Source organism: Agrobacterium sp. Ap1, from assembly GCF_017313375.1.
Taxonomy (GTDB): domain Bacteria; phylum Pseudomonadota; class Alphaproteobacteria; order Rhizobiales; family Rhizobiaceae; genus Neorhizobium; species Neorhizobium cellulosilyticum.
This window is the reverse complement of sequence record NZ_JAFLMY010000010.1, coordinates 133,015-147,233: the sequence shown is the minus strand read 5'-3', so window position 1 is coordinate 147,233 and position 14,219 is coordinate 133,015. Positions and strand designations below refer to the sequence as shown.

The window sequence follows — 14,219 nt, the reverse complement described above, 5'->3', positions numbered from 1 at the left end:
GTCATCTAACGTGCACGGCTGGATTATAAGATATAAGTGGTTGGTCGTGGCGTCCGGTTCAGGTATGCAAGCAGTAGGGATTAGGAGTTGAGACGATGAGTGTTATGGACATGCAGCCGGGGGAGATGGGGAGCCTGTCTGCCAGGATTTATACCAAGCTGCGTGAGGGTTTGATTGTCGGGAGTTTTGCTCCCGGCGAGCGGCTTTTGATGCAAGAGCTCGCGGAAAGGCTCGGCACGAGTGTCACCCCTGTGCGTGAAGCGTGCTTGCGTCTTGTGAGCGAGCAGGCATTCGAACTCCGTTCGGGCCGGTTTGTCGTTGTCCCGGAACTCAGTCAAGATCGTTATGTGCAGATAAAAGTGATACGTACTGCTCTTGAGGGCCTTGCTGCTGAACTTGCGGTAGAGAATGTGTCAGCAGCTGACATCGAGCAGCTAAAGAACTTCCACCAAGCTTTTGTCGCGAGCGAGAAGTCTGATGACTTTGAGGCTGCACGATCGGCAAACAGGTCTTTCCATTTCGGCGTCTATCGCCTTTCAAAAATGCCGATGCTCATCGCGCAAATCGAGACAATGTGGGTGTCTATGGGACCCATCCTCAATGTCTATTATCGCGAGATACCACACGATTACGTTGGCGCGGAAGAGCATGAGCACCTCTTGGAAGCTCTTCGGTTGAAGAACAAGAAGAAGGCCCGGGCGGCAATCGAGAATGATATTACGCGGGCATCAACAAGCTTTCTGCGATATTTCGAAGAGCGGGAGCTGGTTTAGCTCCCGATCACTTGGTTCTCAGTTTGTAACTTCAGCAATACGCGGGGTGCGCAGGCCTGCCGTTTCACCGCCGTCGACAGTGATGACCGTTCCATTCACATAGCTGGAGTGATCGGACAGGAGCCATGCAACCACGTCCGCGACCTCTTCCGGCGTACCGAAGCGGTTCGCCGGAATACGCAGTTCAAGCTGCTTTTTCCTCAGTGGATCAGCGATGATATTGTTCATCATTCGTGTTGCGATCTGTCCAGGGCACACTGCATTGAAGCGCACTTCTTCCCCAAACTCGAGAGCCAGCGCTTCGGTCATTCCGATGACGGCAGATTTCGATGCGCAATAGACTGCCAGTCCCTCCTCGCCCGTCTTCCCGGCGATGCTGGCGATGTTTACAACCGAGCCCCTCCCCTTCCTTAGGCCCGCTAGAGCGTGGCGTGTGAAGAGGAACGCGCTGCGCGCATTAACCGCGAGTACCTCGTCCCAGTCGGCCTGTGTTGCCTCAGAGAATGAAATGCGTTTTGACATTCCCGCATTGTTGACGAGACCTGAAAGACTTCCACCACCCAATTCGAGAGCATACTCGACGACCTTTCTGCAGTCATTTTCCTCAGTGACATCACCCGGGACAAAAACGACAGTCGCGTTTGCTTCGGCAAGTTCTGCGCCGGCGACAGCGTCTCTACCGGTTGCAAGTACCTGTCTTCCTGCTGCTGCAAGCGTTTCGACGCAAGCCCGTCCAATCCCGTGCGTGGCTCCAGTTACGATGATCATTTACCAATTACTCCGACTTATTCTGCGGGTTCGCATGAGCGGCCGCGCGTTTCTGGACGAGGGCTCCACCACTCATCAGGATGATCGAGACGATGACGAGCAGCGTCGACATTGCCAGGATAGATGGGTCGATATTGTCCCTGAGACCGTCAAACATCTGTCGCGGCAGGGTTTTCTGTCCCGGACCACTGATAAATAGGGCAACCACCACCTCATCGAACGAAAAGACGAAAGCAAACAGCGCACCCGACACGACGCCGGGAGCAATCAGGGGAAGTGTCACTGTACGAAATGCGTGAAAAGGCGAAGCACCCAGGCTTGCCGCTGCTCGCACTAGGTTCATATCGAAGTTCTTCAGTGTCGCGGTCACAGTGATCACGACAAAGGGTACCGCAAGCACGGCGTGAGCCAGTACAAGGCCCAGGAAGGAAGCAACGAGGCCCAGTTTCGCGAAGAAGAAGTACATTCCGACACCGCTAATCACGACGGGGACGATCATCGGAGAGATGATGACGGCGAGTATCGTCGATCGTGCGGGAAGATGTCCTCTTGAGAGACCGAGAGCTGCCACAGTGCCGAGGACCGTTGCGACCGCAGTCGCGCCCGCGCCGATGATGAGGCTGTTCAGCAGCGCAGCCATCCACGGCTGCGGTTGCAATATCTTGTAGTACCATTGCAGCGAGAAGCCGGGTAGCGGATACGAAAGAAAGTTCGCCGAACTGAAAGAGATCGGGATGATCGCGAAGGTAGGTCCAATCAGGAAAACCATCGCGAAAAAACAAAACCCAATCTGTACGCGTCTGATGTTAGCAGGCATGACTCACTCCATTCCAACGATCCGGTCGATACCGACGATCCTGCCGACTATGATGTACAGCGCCAGAATGCAGCTCAAAAGAAGGACGCCGAGTGCGGCCGACATGCCCCAGTTGATTGTCGTGTTCGCATAGAAGGCGACAAAATAGCTGAGCATTTGGTCCGATGCGCCGCCAACCAGTGTCGGTGTGACATAATAACCTGCTGCGATGATGAATGTCAGGAGACAACCAGCACCGACGCCGGGCAGCGTAAGCGGGAGATATACTCTGAGGAATGTTGTCAACGGCCCTGCCCCCAGAGATGATGAGGCGCGCACGAAGGTCGGCGAGATACCCTTCATGACACTGATAAGCGGTAGCACCATGAACGGCAGCAGGATGTGGACCATTGCAATATAAAGGCCGGTTCTGTTGAACACGAGCTCAAGCGGGGCGTCCGTCAAACCAAGTGCCTGTAACACGCGATTGACTATCCCTTCCTTCTGAAGAATCACGATCCAGGCACTCGTTCTCACCAGAAGCGAGGTCCAGAACGGCAACAGAACGCAAGCCAGCAGGACGGCCGAGAATCGTCCCCCGACAGAAACGACCGCATTGGCTATTGGATAGGCAAGTAGAACGCAGATGAGCGTGACGACGGTGCTGATGACCAGCGTTCTCATCAGCGTGGAAAGGAAGAGCCGCTCTTCCGGAGGAGCGAGCTTGGCACCTCCTTCGTCTCCAGGTCTAAGATCGACAGCAGACAACAGATAGAATGCTGTCAATGCGGACCCGTTCCGCTGGATTACCCTCCAGTAGGCAGGATCATTCCATTGTTCGTCGATAGCCGATAAGTGCTGCTGCGCTATTGTTATTTCGGCGTTGCGAACGTTGCGAACTGTCTTGGCAAGGAGGCTGCGGAAGCCAGTTATCTCGTAGTTCAGACGACGGCCAGCTTCGGCAAGAACGTTCGGCGGAACATCGGATTTTATGTCAGCGACAAGCGCGTCGAAGGCCGCCGCGGGTGGAGGACCTGATCCATCCCATGTTTTCAAAACTTCCAGTGTTTGCGGCAGTGCGTTGCGAACCTCGGGGTTGTTCACCGCGTAGAACAGCATTGTTCCCAGCGGTAGAACGAATGCGAAGACGATGAACGCAACGAGCGGTCCGATCAGCATGACCGAGATCAGTCTCTGCCTTTTTCGGTCGGCGCGAAAACCAGCCGCGAGCGCTAACGCGCGTCCGGGCTGGGCGGCGGCAGCCCCGGGGGACTGCCGCACTGCCAATTCGGATGTCACTGAGCCCGCCATGTTGCGAACCTCGCCTCAAGAGCCTCACCATTGTCCGCCCAGAACTCGGTGTTGAGGCCGACAGCGTTTTTCAGATTTTCCTCGGTGGTGGGAAGGTCCTTCGCCAGCTCGGGCTTGACGTTTGAGATGGCTTTCTTGTTGGTCACTCCGTAGGTGATATACTGCGGGAAGGCCGACTGCGCGGTGTCAGAGGATGCGAAAGCAATGAATTTTTCGGCGTTTTCCCGGTTGGCGCTTCCCTTCACGATGCCCCAGTAGTCAATGCCATAAACCTGACCATCCCAGAGAAGGGCGAAGTTTTTACCCGTCGCATTCGCGGCCGACACACGGCCGTTAAAGGTTGCTGTTGCCGCGACGTCACCAGACGCCAGACGCTCCAGCGACTCCGCTCCAGACGTCCACCAGATTATGTCCGATTTGATCTGATCGAGCTTGGCGAAGGCGCGATCCTGACCGGCTTTGGTCGACAGAACATCGTAAACCTCTCTAGCGGGCACGCCGTCTGCAAGCAGAGCGATCTCGAGCGTCATCTTGGCAGTTTGTCTAAAACCTCGCTTGCCAGGCCACTTCTGAGTATTCCAAAAGTCTGCCCAGTTCTTCGGCCCATCAGCGAGCCTGGACTTGTCATAGCTTGGAACCATGGACCAGACGAAAGCACCAACTCCGCACTCGCTGTAAGCTTCAGGAATGAAGTCTCCCTGATTACCGATCCTAGTCCAGTCGAGTTCTTCAAACAGGCCTTCTGCGCATCCTGACAGCAGCGTGTTCTGCTCGACCTGCATGACGTCCCAGGAAACGCTCCCGCTGGCTACCATTGCACGGACCTTGGCCATCTGACCTGAATAGGAGTCTTCGGTGACGCTCACACCAGAGGACTTCGCAAAGGGTTCGAAAAAGGCTTTTCGCTCCGCGTCCTGAAGCACGCCACCTGCACCAACTATGGTCAGTTTTCCTGAATCCGCCAGCGCCACGGATGTAACGCCGAGGCATGCGAGCAGCATAAGCCCGCTGAAAAGTTTACGATATGGCATGGGGTCCCTCCTCATTGCGCTACCCACCGGTTGAATCGTTGTTGCAGCTCCTCTTCGTGATCGACCCAAAATGGGGTGTTCAGGGCCACAGCGCCTGCCATGTTCTTCTCAGCGGTAGGAAGTTGAGGGGCTATATCGGCAGAAATACTGGCGGTCGCCTTTGCGTTCGTGACGCCATAGACCATCTTTTCCGCAAATGCTTTTTGGGGCTCGGGGCTTGTCATGTAGGTGACAATATCAAATGCCGCCTTCGTATTGCTGCCCTTGGGAATAGCCCAAAAATCCATAGCGTAAAGTTGGTTGGTCCAGGACATCTGGAAGTGCTTGCCCTGCTGATTGGCTGCAATAACGCGACCGTTATACGCAGACGTCATGGTGACCTCGCCAGACGCCAGCCATTCCATCGGCTGAGCACCGCTTTCCCACCACTGGATGTTAGGCTTCAACTGGTCGAGCTTGGCGAAGGCGCGATCCTGCCCTTCCTTCGTCGCCAAAACCTTGTACAGATCCTCCGGCTTTACGCCGTCCGCCAGAAGTGCGATTTCCACCGTCATCCGCGCCTGCTTGCGCAAGCCTCGCTTCCCAGGCCATTTCTTGACATCCCAGAAATCTGCCCAGGATGTCACGCCGGTGGTCTTGTCCCCGTCGTAAGCCAGTATCTTCGACCAGACGAACGCGCCAATCCCGCAGTCGGATTTGGCAGGTCCAATGATGTCTGTTGCGTTCGGCAATGTCTTCCAGTCGAACGTTTCGAGAAGTCCTTGGTCGCAAGCCAAGATCATCTCATTCTCGTCCATCTGCACGACATCCCATGTCGTCGTTGCAGTCTCGACCATCGCCTTCACCTTGGCGATGCCTCCTGTGTAAGACTCCTCCAGAAGTGGTGCTCCCGACTTTTGTTCGTAAGGCTTGAAGAGTGTCTCGCGCATCGCCTCCTGCGTTGCGCCGCCGAAGCCGACGACCGTAAGATCGCGGGCAAGTGTCGGAGTCGTGGTCGCAAAACACGCGACCGTGACCATCAATGTAATTAACCGATGTCTCATTGGTTCCCCTTTTTTGATTGAGATCTGGTTCTGGAAGTTAAGCCGCGGCCGACCGCGCGAGGTGGGCCATGGTGGTGTCGATAATCTCGAGAGTCTCGTTCAACACGGTCTCGTCGTGGCTGAGGGAGAGGTAGAGGCGTTTGAGCTGAAGCGGCTGGAAAATCTGTTTTCCCTCTATCAGTGCCCTCCGGAACCGCATGTCGAGATCGTTGTCGTTCCGGAGCAGATCGGCGTATTCCCGGAACTCGCCATCGAAGAAGTAAACGAGCCAGACCGAGCCAAAGCCCGCCGACTGCGCTCTGATGCCGTGCCGCGCTATAATTTCGTCGATCTGCTTCCGGAGGTAGCTACCGAGCTCGAAGAGGCGGTCGTAGACGCCGGGCTTTGACAACTCTTGAATGGTGGCTTTCACGGCGGCCAGAGAAGACGGTGTTCCATTGAAGGTGCCACCCATAAACACGGCTCCGTCGCCAGTTCTCCCGACACGTTCCATGATGTCCCTGCTGCCGGCAACAAGACCAATCGGGTAGCCGCTAGTGGCTGCCTTGCCAAAGGTGGCGAGGTCGGGGGTGATGCCGACGATCGACTGGTAGCCGCCAAGCGCGTGCCGGAACCCCGTAATAACTTCGTCGAATATCAGTACAACGCCGTTTTCGCTCGTTATCCTGCGCAGGTCCTGTAGGAACTGGTTCTGTGCAATGACGGCGCCCATATTGTGCGCGATTGGTTCGATGATGATCGCGGCAACCTCGCCGGGGTTGGCTTTGATATAGTCCTCAACGGCGGTTGCATTGTTGTAGGGCAAAATCTTCGTATATCGAGCCGCGTCATAAAGGATCCCGTCGGACATCGGGTCGAACGAGCCGATCATCTGGCGGCTGGACTGGCCGTTCATCGCGACGTAGTCGTGCCACCCGTGATAGCCGCCCTGGAACTTGATAATTTGTTTTCGCCCCGTGTAGGCACGGGCCAGACGGAGGGCATGGTATGTGGCTTCCGATCCGCTGCTGCAGAACGCGACCTGGTCGGCGCACGGGATGGCCTTTACAAGGAGCTCGGCGACCTCGACCTCCAGTTCGAGCACACCGGCGCCGATCAGATCGACACTCTCGTTGACACCCGCGATCGCCTTGAAGATTGCCGGGTTGCGGTGCCCGAGCACGTTTGCACCGAACGCGCAGTGATAGTCTGTGTAGCGATTGCCGTCGGCGTCGTAGAGGTAAGGCCCGTCCGCCCTGGAGAAAGCGATAGGCGCTCCAAGGCGTCGGCTGGGGCTGAGAAGGCCGCCGGGAATGACGGCTTCAGCGCGGCGTGCGATTGCCTCGTTATTCGTCATGCACTTGCTCCTTCGATGGTCTCGAGCAAGACAGCGCGAATCCCGGCGGCATCAAGCCGATAGTGCCTGTAGAGATGGGTCGGAGGAGCGATGAGGCTGTATTCGTCCCTTATACCGTGGCGAACGAGACGAGCGCCTTTACCCTTTTCGGCAAGGACTTCAGCTACCGCGCCACCGAGACCGCCGATAATGTTGTGTTCCTCCACTGTGAGGATGATTTTGGAGCGCGCGGATGCCTCCAGTATGGCTTCCTCGTCGAGTGGTTTAATGGAATGCATGTCAATCAGACCGACCGAGTAGCCAGCCTCGTTAAGCTCTTCCATTGCTTTTTTCGCACCATGAACCGGGTACCCGGCCGCGATGATCGTAACGTCGTTGCCTATGCCGTGAACGATCCCCTTCCCAAGCTGGAAATCGACGCCGTTGTCGTAGACCACTGGGTCATGTCCGCGGTGAATTCGGAAATAGATTGGCAAAGGATAATCGACCGTCGCCTTGAGTGCCGCGGCGAGAGCCGGGCCGTCCGCTGTCGAAACGACGGCCAGGTTCGCGATGCTTCTCGTGATCGCGATGTCCTCCGTTGCGTGATGGGAGGTACCGTAGAAGCCGAGCGAAATACCGGTGTGATGGCCGATAAGGCGGACCGGCTGCCTGCAATAAGCGACATCCATTCGGATCTGCTCGCAGCAAAGCAGTGCAAGAAAAGACGCGAATGTGGCCACGTATGGAATAACACCCGTCGTTGCCATACCCGCTGCAGCGGAGACCATGTTCTGTTCAGAGATCCCAAACTGGACAAACCGCTCCGGAAAGCGTTGGGCAAATTCGTTCAAACCGTTGGAATACTGAAGATCTGCGGTTCCCGCCATCACAGGATGCCCGGCCTCGACGAGTTCGATCAGGGCATTGGAAAAAGTTGGAAGCGAGGGCGCGCGGCGATTGACTTCGCGGTACTGCCACGAGTCCTTGGAAATCAGCTGGTTCATTATGAGATCACCGTATTTTGGATCGTTTCGAGGGCATTCGCTTCGTCTTCCGCACCAAGGAAACCGAGATGCCAGCCTGGTTCGGTTTCCATGTAATCGATGCCCTTGCCCTTGACGGTCTTTGCGATAATGCAGCAAGGTTTCGTGCGACCCTTGTCGGCTTTGACCTGCCGCAGTAGAGCGGTGAGAGCATGGATGTCGTGGCCGTTGACGGTGTGGACTTCCCATCCAAACGCTCGCCATTTTTCATCCAGAGGTTCGACAGCAAGGATATCGTCAACCTTTCCATCAAGCTGATAGCCGTTGCGGTCGACAATCGCGATCAGATTGGAGAGGCCGTGGCTCGAGGCAGACAAGGCGGCCTCCCAGACTTGCCCTTCCTGCATCTCTCCGTCTCCGAGAAGAACGAAGGCGTTGAAGTCACGCTTATGGAAGCGACCCCCGAGGAGCATTCCGACGCCGTTGGACAAAGCATGTCCGATGGAGCCGGAGCTGAAGTCGACGCCTGGCACCTTGGTCATATCTGGGTGGTCGCCGAGTGGGCTCCCTAGACGCGTGTAGGAATCCAGCCAGCTTGGGTCGAAGTAACCGAGATCGGCCAAAATCGGGAAGAGCCCGACGGCGGCGTGGCCTTTACCCATGAGGAAGCGGTCGCGGTCGGGCCATGCGGGCTCGCCTTTTTTGATCCTCATGACGTCGTAGTACAGAGCTGCAAAAATCTCTGCGCATGAGAACACTGACGTGTAGTGCCCCACTTTAGCGATTGATATCAGCCTGATCGTTTCCAGGCGCACGAATTTTGCACGCTCGCGGAGATGCTCCAACTGCGCATCAGACAATGGGTCATTGTTGCGGTCCATCGGTGGATGGCCGCTATAGAAATTTAACGATGTCACGGATATACTCCCGTTGTTCCCTAACTTATAAGTTATAAGATATAGAGAATTTCACGGAAGGCAACATGGATTTTTGACAATGGAATCGGTCGATAAAATCGAACGTAATGGACAAAATTATGCGGGTTTTATCGAATGATGAAAAAGCAGATGTTGCATTCATCGACACCAACATCCTCACGGAGTTACAGAAATGACCAAGGTTCTCGTTCTCTACTACTCGTCCTACGGCCACATCGAGACAATGGCAGGCTCAATCGCTGAAGGCGCAAGAAGCGCCGGCGCCGACGTTACGATCAAGCGCGTCCCGGAAACTGTCCCGCTCGAAATTGCCGAAAAGTCTCATTTCAAGATCAACCAGGAGGCACCGATTGCGACAGTCGCGGAACTCGCCGACTACGACGCGATCATCGTCGGTACCGGCACACGCTTCGGGCGGATGTCGTCGCAGATGGCAGCCTTCCTCGACCAGGCCGGTGGTTTGTGGGCACGGGGTGCTCTCAACGGCAAGGTGGGCGCAGCGTTCGCATCGACCGGCACCCAGCACGGCGGCCAGGAAACCACCTTGTTTTCGATCATCACCAACCTCATGCACTTTGGCATGATCATCGTCGGCCTGCCCTATAGCCACCAAGGCCAGATGAGCAGTGAAGAAATTGTTGGTGGCGCTCCTTATGGGGCAACGACAGTTGCCGGTGGCGACGGGTCGCGCCAGCCTTCGCAGATCGATCTCGCCGGTGCCTTCCATCAGGGCGAAATCGTCGCCCGCACAGCCGCAGCACTCGTCGCTGCCCGCAACTAAACCCGCCTAACTCACTCCTAAAATTCAGCTCCAACCAGACCAGCCGATTGCGATCGGCTGGCAAGGAGAAGTCATGTCCTCGCTTTTCTCAAACAAGGTCGTCGCGGTCACCGGTGCAGGCTCTGGGATCGGTCGGGCGATAGCACTTGGACTCGCTCGCGACGGCGCGACAGTGCATCTGGCTGATCGCGACGCCGAGGGTCTCACCCAAACGGCAGAGCTCATCCGCGCCGAAGATGGCCGGGCATTCACAACCGAGCTCGATGTCGCGAGCGAACTTCAGGTCGTCGGATGGATCGAACAGATCGATGCCGCATTCGGTCGGCTCGACGCGGCCTTCAACAATGCCGGGATAACCGGCCCTGCAAAACGGATTGAAGATTATCCATTGGAAGACTTTCAGCGGGTCATCGCAGTCAATCTCCAGAGTGTCTTTCTCGGGATGAAGTACCAGATCCCGCTGATCAAGCGCAGTGGTGGTGGATCTGTCGTGAACACGGCTTCCGTCGCCGCTTTGACGGGACCGGGAGGCATGAGTGCCTACGCTGCTTCCAAGCACGGGGTGCAGGGCCTGACCCGGGTCGTCGCGATGGAGAATGCAGCGCACGGCATTCGCGTCAACGCGATCGCGCCTGGCTGGACTGAAACGCCAATGGTCGCGGCAAACAGCCACCAGAACCCGGCGTTTGCGGCACTCGCTCAGAACGCCATTCCTGCCAAACGCGGCGGCAAGCCGGAGGAAATCGCGGCCGCGGCAATCTGGCTTGCCTCCGACGCCGCCTCCTATGTCACCGGACACATGCTGACCGTCGACGGCGGCATGACAATCGGTGGTTTTGAACTCTGACACCGAACCTTGAAAGGAAAATCCCATGTCAGACCAACCTGAAGCATTGAAAGCAATCGTCCGCCGCAACACACTCGAGGTGCAGTCCGGCGGCAACTTCGAACTTTTCGACGAGCTTTTCGCCGACGATTTTCTGGACCACACACCGCAGCCAGGCGGGACGCCAGACAAGGAAGGAGCCCGTCGTCTTTACCACGCGCTGCGCGAAGCCTTCCCCGACTTCCGCGCGGAAATTCACTGGCAAGCGGTCGATGGCGACATCGTGACGACTTTCAAGACCTATCACGGCACGCACCGGGGCGTCGTCCTTGGGATCGCACCAACGGGCCGCCAGATCAAGTTCGAAACCGTGGACGCCATGCGCATTCGCAACGGCAAAATCGCCGAACACTGGGGCGTGGCCAACCTCTATTATCTTCTGCAGCAACTCGACGCCCTGCCCTCCTCGGCCCCCAAAGTGCCGGAACATTAAGGATCACCACAATGAGCAACAGTAACATTCTCGACGGCAAAGTCGTCATCGTAACCGGCGCATCAAGCGGCATTGGACGTGCGATCGCCATCCGGGCTGCCGAACATGGTGCCAAAGCAGTTATCGTCTCGGACGTCATGGAAGCACCGCGCGAAGGCGGTGAACCCACTGCTTCGGAGATCAGAAAACTGGGGGCCAAATCCGTCTTCGTGAAAGCAGACGTCAGCCGCAAGGCTGACAACGACGCCCTCGTTGCGGCGGCAGAAGAATTCGGCGGCGTCGATGTCATGGTCGCAAATGCAGGCATTACGCTGAAGACAGACGGGGCGGAGGTTCCGGAAGACGATTACCGCCGCCTGATGTCTGTCAATCTCGATGGCCCGCTGTTTGGTGCGCAGGCAGCTGCGCGTCAGATGAAAGCACTCAACAAGCAGGGCAGCATTGTCCTCATGGCAAGCATGGGCGGGATCTCTGGCGCCGGCATCACCGTCGCCTACTCGACCAGCAAGGGCGGCGTTGTGCTGATGGCCAAATCATTGGCCGACGCTCTTGGCCCCGACGGTATCCGCGTCAATGCAGTCGCACCCGGCACCATCGACACCGAGCTTCTTCGCACGAGCCCCGGTATCGCCCAGGCCTCCGAGGGCTTTCGCCAGAGGACGCCGCTTCGCCGGCTTGGCAAACCGGCAGAAGTCGGTGATGCTGTCGCTTTCCTTGGCTCGGACCTATCGAGCTATGTGTCTGGTACCGCGCTCCTCGTGGATGGAGGGCTGCTCTCCGTTATCTGATTTCTCGACCCTCCAGTCGGACCCGCGCCCTCAAAAGCGCGGGTTTTTCTTTGCCTCCATCGTTCGATTTTTTCGACGATAATCTGCGATATTATCCAGCTTTTTCGTTCGCTTAGATGGTGGCAATTTCTCCTCACGACGCAGCCACGGTGGCTACGCCCCAAACTTAAGGAGAACGTCCATGTCTTATTCCGATGCAATCGCCCAGCGCGTTGAAACTCTCTCCCATTCGGCCCTCATCAACGGCGTCACGCCTCTCACTGGCCGTGTCCTGCTGGCGGCAATCTTCCTTCTGTCCGGTATCAGCAAGATCTCTGATCCAGCTGGGACGATCGGCTATATCAATATGGTTGGCCTGCCCTTCCCGCCGCTGTCCTACGGCGCAGCGGTCGTGACTGAACTCCTGGGCAGCATTGCCCTGATCCTCGGTTTCCAGACCCGCATCGTCGCTCTGATCCTTGCCCTGTTCAGCGTTGCCACGGCACTGACGTTCCACAACAACCTCAGCGACCTGAACCAGTTCATCCACTTCTTCAAGAACATCGCAATGGCCGGCGGTCTGCTGCAGGTCGTGGCGTTCGGCGCGGGTCGTTACAGCCTCGACGCCCGCCGTTAAGCGAAGCACCCGATCAAAGGAAAAGCCCGGACGATGGTCCGGGCTTTCCGCGTTTTTACTTACCCCATTCCGGACCACCATCCGTGCAGGTCTGGCCCCCATCGACAGGCAAGACAATCCCGGTTATCCAGGCAGCTTCATCACTGGCAAGAAAAGCGACCGCCGAGGCAATCTCTTCAGGTTGGCCTGCCCGCCTCAACGGAATTCGGTCCCAGGCTTTCTCCAAAAGCCCATCATCGTCCATGATGGCATCCACCATTCCCGTAACAGTAAGTCCCGGTGCCACTGTGTTGGCTCTGACGCCGAACTTGCCCAGGTCACAGGCTGCCGAGCGCGTCAGGTTTGCCACGCCACCTTTTGCAGCATTATAGGCCGCATGGCTCCAGCCACCACCAAGGGATGACACGGAGCCGATGTTGACGATCGAACCCTTGGTCTCCTTAAGATGCGGAACCGCTGCACGGCTCATGTAGAAGACACCGGAGAGGTCAGACGCAATGCACTCCTCCCAATCCTGATCGCTGGTCTCTTCGATGGTGCCGACGAGATTCATGCCGGCGGCATTGACGACAGTGTCGATGCGGCCGAACCGTTTGGCCGTCGCCGCGACAAGGGCGTCGCAGTCCGGCCGTGAAGAAACATTCGCGACAAAGGTGCCGCTGCGCTCAGTCGGCATCTTAGAGACAGCTTCCAATAATCGCTTCTCGGTTCTGCCGGAGATCATCACGGCCGCTCCTTCCTCAAGAAGCCGGTTGGCAATAGCGGCGCCGATACCGGAACCACCGCCGGTCACAATTGCTACTCTTCCTTCAAATCGCTTTGACATGACACACTCCTTCAATCACCGTGGCGATGGCCGCGGTAGTTTTGGCTTCGTGTTGGTTTTTGACTTGATTGGTTCAGGTTGACGGGAAGTCGGCTGAACGAGACAAGGCCTCCCAGGCAACAACGTTTGCCTTTAGGTCCTCTGCCTTCTTCAGGGCAGCGTCCGCGGCGTCATTGCCGAGCGGAAGGTGGTGCGGAGGCTGCTCAGCCAGCACGGCTTCCCGGATGGCTTTCGCCGCACGTGCCGGGTCGCCAGCCTGTTTTCCGACCGATGCGTGGTAAGCCCGACGTGCCTCGCCCGCTGTCGCTTCATAGTCGTCGATGGACGCGGAGACCTCGTTTGACGATCCTGCCCATTCCGTCCGGAAGGCGCTTGGCTCGACAGTCATCACATTGATCCCGAGCTGAGCGACTTCTTTCCGAAGCGTATCCGACAGGCCTTCCACGGCAAATTTCGTGGCGCAGTAGTAGCCCACGCCTGTGTAGCCGACCAGGCCGCCGATTGATGTCAGATTGACGATCGTACCACTGCGGCGGGCTCGCATATGCGGAAGCACCGAATGGATCGTGTTGGCGACACCAAAGAAATTGACATCAAACAGGCGACGGGCGTCGGCGTCGGCGGTTTCTTCAATAGCACCGAAGAAACCGATCCCGGCGTTGTTGATCAGAACGTCGATGCGTCCGAAGTGCGCTTCTGCAGCGTCAACAACCTTTTGGCACTGATCCCGATCGATGACATCAAGCGGAAGGATCAGGGCGTCACCCTTCTGTTCAAGATCCGCGATCTTGTCGGTCTTGCGGGCGGTGACGACAACCTGTTCACCCGCCTCCAGCAAGTGTTCCGCGATGTAGCGACCGAAGCCCGTAGAGCATCCGGTTACGAGCCAGACTTTGGTTTTTTGCGTGCTCATTTCATTTACTCCTTT

16 protein-coding genes are annotated in these 14,219 nt (G+C 57.1%); 6 read left to right on the top strand and 10 right to left on the bottom strand.

Annotated features, from left to right (window positions below; all coding sequences use genetic code 11):
• Window positions 1-95: 95 nt before the first annotated feature.
• Window positions 96-773, top strand: a complete 678-nt coding sequence (locus tag JZX87_RS19680) for a GntR family transcriptional regulator (protein ID WP_206827445.1) — start codon at window positions 96-98, stop codon at window positions 771-773.
• Window positions 774-791: 18 nt separating this feature from the next.
• Here JZX87_RS19680 and JZX87_RS19675 read toward each other — a convergent pair whose 3' ends face one another.
• From JZX87_RS19675 to JZX87_RS19640, 8 genes are all read right to left on the bottom strand, one after another.
• On the bottom strand, window positions 792-1,541 hold the full coding sequence (locus tag JZX87_RS19675; protein ID WP_206827444.1) for an SDR family NAD(P)-dependent oxidoreductase: 750 nt from the start codon (window positions 1,539-1,541) through the stop codon (window positions 792-794).
• A 7-nt stretch (window positions 1,542-1,548) separates the two neighbouring features.
• Complete coding sequence (locus JZX87_RS19670; RefSeq protein WP_112651765.1) at window positions 1,549-2,358, bottom strand: ABC transporter permease; 810 nt, start codon at window positions 2,356-2,358, stop codon at window positions 1,549-1,551.
• 3 nt (window positions 2,359-2,361) lie between these two features.
• A complete protein-coding gene (locus JZX87_RS19665; RefSeq protein ID WP_353654218.1) occupies window positions 2,362-3,636 on the bottom strand; it encodes an ABC transporter permease in 1,275 nt (424 codons plus the stop codon).
• A complete protein-coding gene (locus JZX87_RS19660) occupies window positions 3,633-4,619 on the bottom strand; it encodes an ABC transporter substrate-binding protein (RefSeq protein ID WP_353654217.1) in 987 nt (328 codons plus the stop codon). The genes JZX87_RS19665 and JZX87_RS19660 overlap by 4 nt, the downstream gene beginning before the upstream one ends.
• A gap of 71 nt (window positions 4,620-4,690) precedes the next feature.
• On the bottom strand, window positions 4,691-5,722 hold the full coding sequence (locus JZX87_RS19655) for an ABC transporter substrate-binding protein (protein WP_206827442.1): 1,032 nt from the start codon (window positions 5,720-5,722) through the stop codon (window positions 4,691-4,693).
• A gap of 37 nt (window positions 5,723-5,759) precedes the next feature.
• Window positions 5,760-7,058, bottom strand: a complete 1,299-nt coding sequence (locus tag JZX87_RS19650) for an aspartate aminotransferase family protein (protein WP_206827441.1) — start codon at window positions 7,056-7,058, stop codon at window positions 5,760-5,762.
• The gene (locus JZX87_RS19645) at window positions 7,055-8,044 is read right to left on the bottom strand and encodes a transketolase family protein (RefSeq protein WP_112651755.1); all 990 of its coding nucleotides are present in this window, start codon (window positions 8,042-8,044) and stop codon (window positions 7,055-7,057) included. The genes JZX87_RS19650 and JZX87_RS19645 overlap by 4 nt, the downstream gene beginning before the upstream one ends.
• Entirely contained in the window at window positions 8,044-8,904 is an 861-nt protein-coding gene (locus JZX87_RS19640; RefSeq protein ID WP_206827439.1) for a transketolase, read from the bottom strand. Before JZX87_RS19640 ends, JZX87_RS19645 begins: the two co-directional genes overlap by 1 nt.
• Window positions 8,905-9,133: 229 nt before the next feature.
• Between JZX87_RS19640 and wrbA the strand changes: the two genes are divergently transcribed.
• From wrbA to JZX87_RS19615, 5 genes are all read left to right on the top strand, one after another.
• Window positions 9,134-9,742 (top strand): NAD(P)H:quinone oxidoreductase, encoded by a 609-nt coding sequence (gene wrbA, locus JZX87_RS19635; protein WP_206827438.1) that lies wholly within the window; start codon window positions 9,134-9,136, stop codon window positions 9,740-9,742.
• 73 nt (window positions 9,743-9,815) lie between these two features.
• Window positions 9,816-10,589 (top strand): SDR family NAD(P)-dependent oxidoreductase, encoded by a 774-nt coding sequence (locus tag JZX87_RS19630; protein WP_206827437.1) that lies wholly within the window; start codon window positions 9,816-9,818, stop codon window positions 10,587-10,589.
• A 25-nt stretch (window positions 10,590-10,614) separates the two neighbouring features.
• Window positions 10,615-11,061, top strand: coding sequence for an ester cyclase (locus tag JZX87_RS19625; RefSeq protein ID WP_206827436.1), 447 nt, complete (start codon window positions 10,615-10,617; stop codon window positions 11,059-11,061).
• A gap of 11 nt (window positions 11,062-11,072) precedes the next feature.
• On the top strand, window positions 11,073-11,849 hold the full coding sequence (locus tag JZX87_RS19620) for an SDR family oxidoreductase (protein WP_206827435.1): 777 nt from the start codon (window positions 11,073-11,075) through the stop codon (window positions 11,847-11,849).
• 181 nt (window positions 11,850-12,030) lie between these two features.
• Window positions 12,031-12,465: a DoxX family protein gene (locus JZX87_RS19615; protein WP_168340833.1), complete on the top strand. Its 435-nt coding sequence runs from the start codon at window positions 12,031-12,033 to the stop codon at window positions 12,463-12,465.
• 55 nt (window positions 12,466-12,520) lie between these two features.
• Here JZX87_RS19615 and budC read toward each other — a convergent pair whose 3' ends face one another.
• The gene (gene budC / locus JZX87_RS19610) at window positions 12,521-13,291 is read right to left on the bottom strand and encodes a meso-2,3-butanediol dehydrogenase (RefSeq protein WP_206827434.1); all 771 of its coding nucleotides are present in this window, start codon (window positions 13,289-13,291) and stop codon (window positions 12,521-12,523) included.
• Window positions 13,292-13,364: 73 nt separating this feature from the next.
• Complete coding sequence (locus tag JZX87_RS19605; RefSeq protein ID WP_206827433.1) at window positions 13,365-14,204, bottom strand: oxidoreductase; 840 nt, start codon at window positions 14,202-14,204, stop codon at window positions 13,365-13,367.
• Between the last annotated feature and the right edge of the window lie 15 nt (window positions 14,205-14,219).

Coding starts and splice junctions, on each gene's coding strand:
- JZX87_RS19655 (WP_206827442.1), bottom strand. CDS start 5,722: ATGAGACATCGGTTAATTACATTGATGGTCACGGTCGCGTGTTTTGCG.
- JZX87_RS19620 (WP_206827435.1), top strand. CDS start 11,073: ATGAGCAACAGTAACATTCTCGACGGCAAAGTCGTCATCGTAACCGGC.
- JZX87_RS19630 (WP_206827437.1), top strand. CDS start 9,816: ATGTCCTCGCTTTTCTCAAACAAGGTCGTCGCGGTCACCGGTGCAGGC.
- JZX87_RS19645 (WP_112651755.1), bottom strand. CDS start 8,044: ATGAACCAGCTGATTTCCAAGGACTCGTGGCAGTACCGCGAAGTCAAT.
- budC (WP_206827434.1), bottom strand. CDS start 13,291: ATGTCAAAGCGATTTGAAGGAAGAGTAGCAATTGTGACCGGCGGTGGT.
- JZX87_RS19625 (WP_206827436.1), top strand. CDS start 10,615: ATGTCAGACCAACCTGAAGCATTGAAAGCAATCGTCCGCCGCAACACA.
- wrbA (WP_206827438.1), top strand. CDS start 9,134: ATGACCAAGGTTCTCGTTCTCTACTACTCGTCCTACGGCCACATCGAG.
- JZX87_RS19605 (WP_206827433.1), bottom strand. CDS start 14,204: ATGAGCACGCAAAAAACCAAAGTCTGGCTCGTAACCGGATGCTCTACG.
- JZX87_RS19650 (WP_206827441.1), bottom strand. CDS start 7,058: ATGACGAATAACGAGGCAATCGCACGCCGCGCTGAAGCCGTCATTCCC.
- JZX87_RS19675 (WP_206827444.1), bottom strand. CDS start 1,541: ATGATCATCGTAACTGGAGCCACGCACGGGATTGGACGGGCTTGCGTC.
- JZX87_RS19670 (WP_112651765.1), bottom strand. CDS start 2,358: ATGCCTGCTAACATCAGACGCGTACAGATTGGGTTTTGTTTTTTCGCG.
- JZX87_RS19680 (WP_206827445.1), top strand. CDS start 96: ATGAGTGTTATGGACATGCAGCCGGGGGAGATGGGGAGCCTGTCTGCC.
- JZX87_RS19640 (WP_206827439.1), bottom strand. CDS start 8,904: ATGGACCGCAACAATGACCCATTGTCTGATGCGCAGTTGGAGCATCTC.
- JZX87_RS19615 (WP_168340833.1), top strand. CDS start 12,031: ATGTCTTATTCCGATGCAATCGCCCAGCGCGTTGAAACTCTCTCCCAT.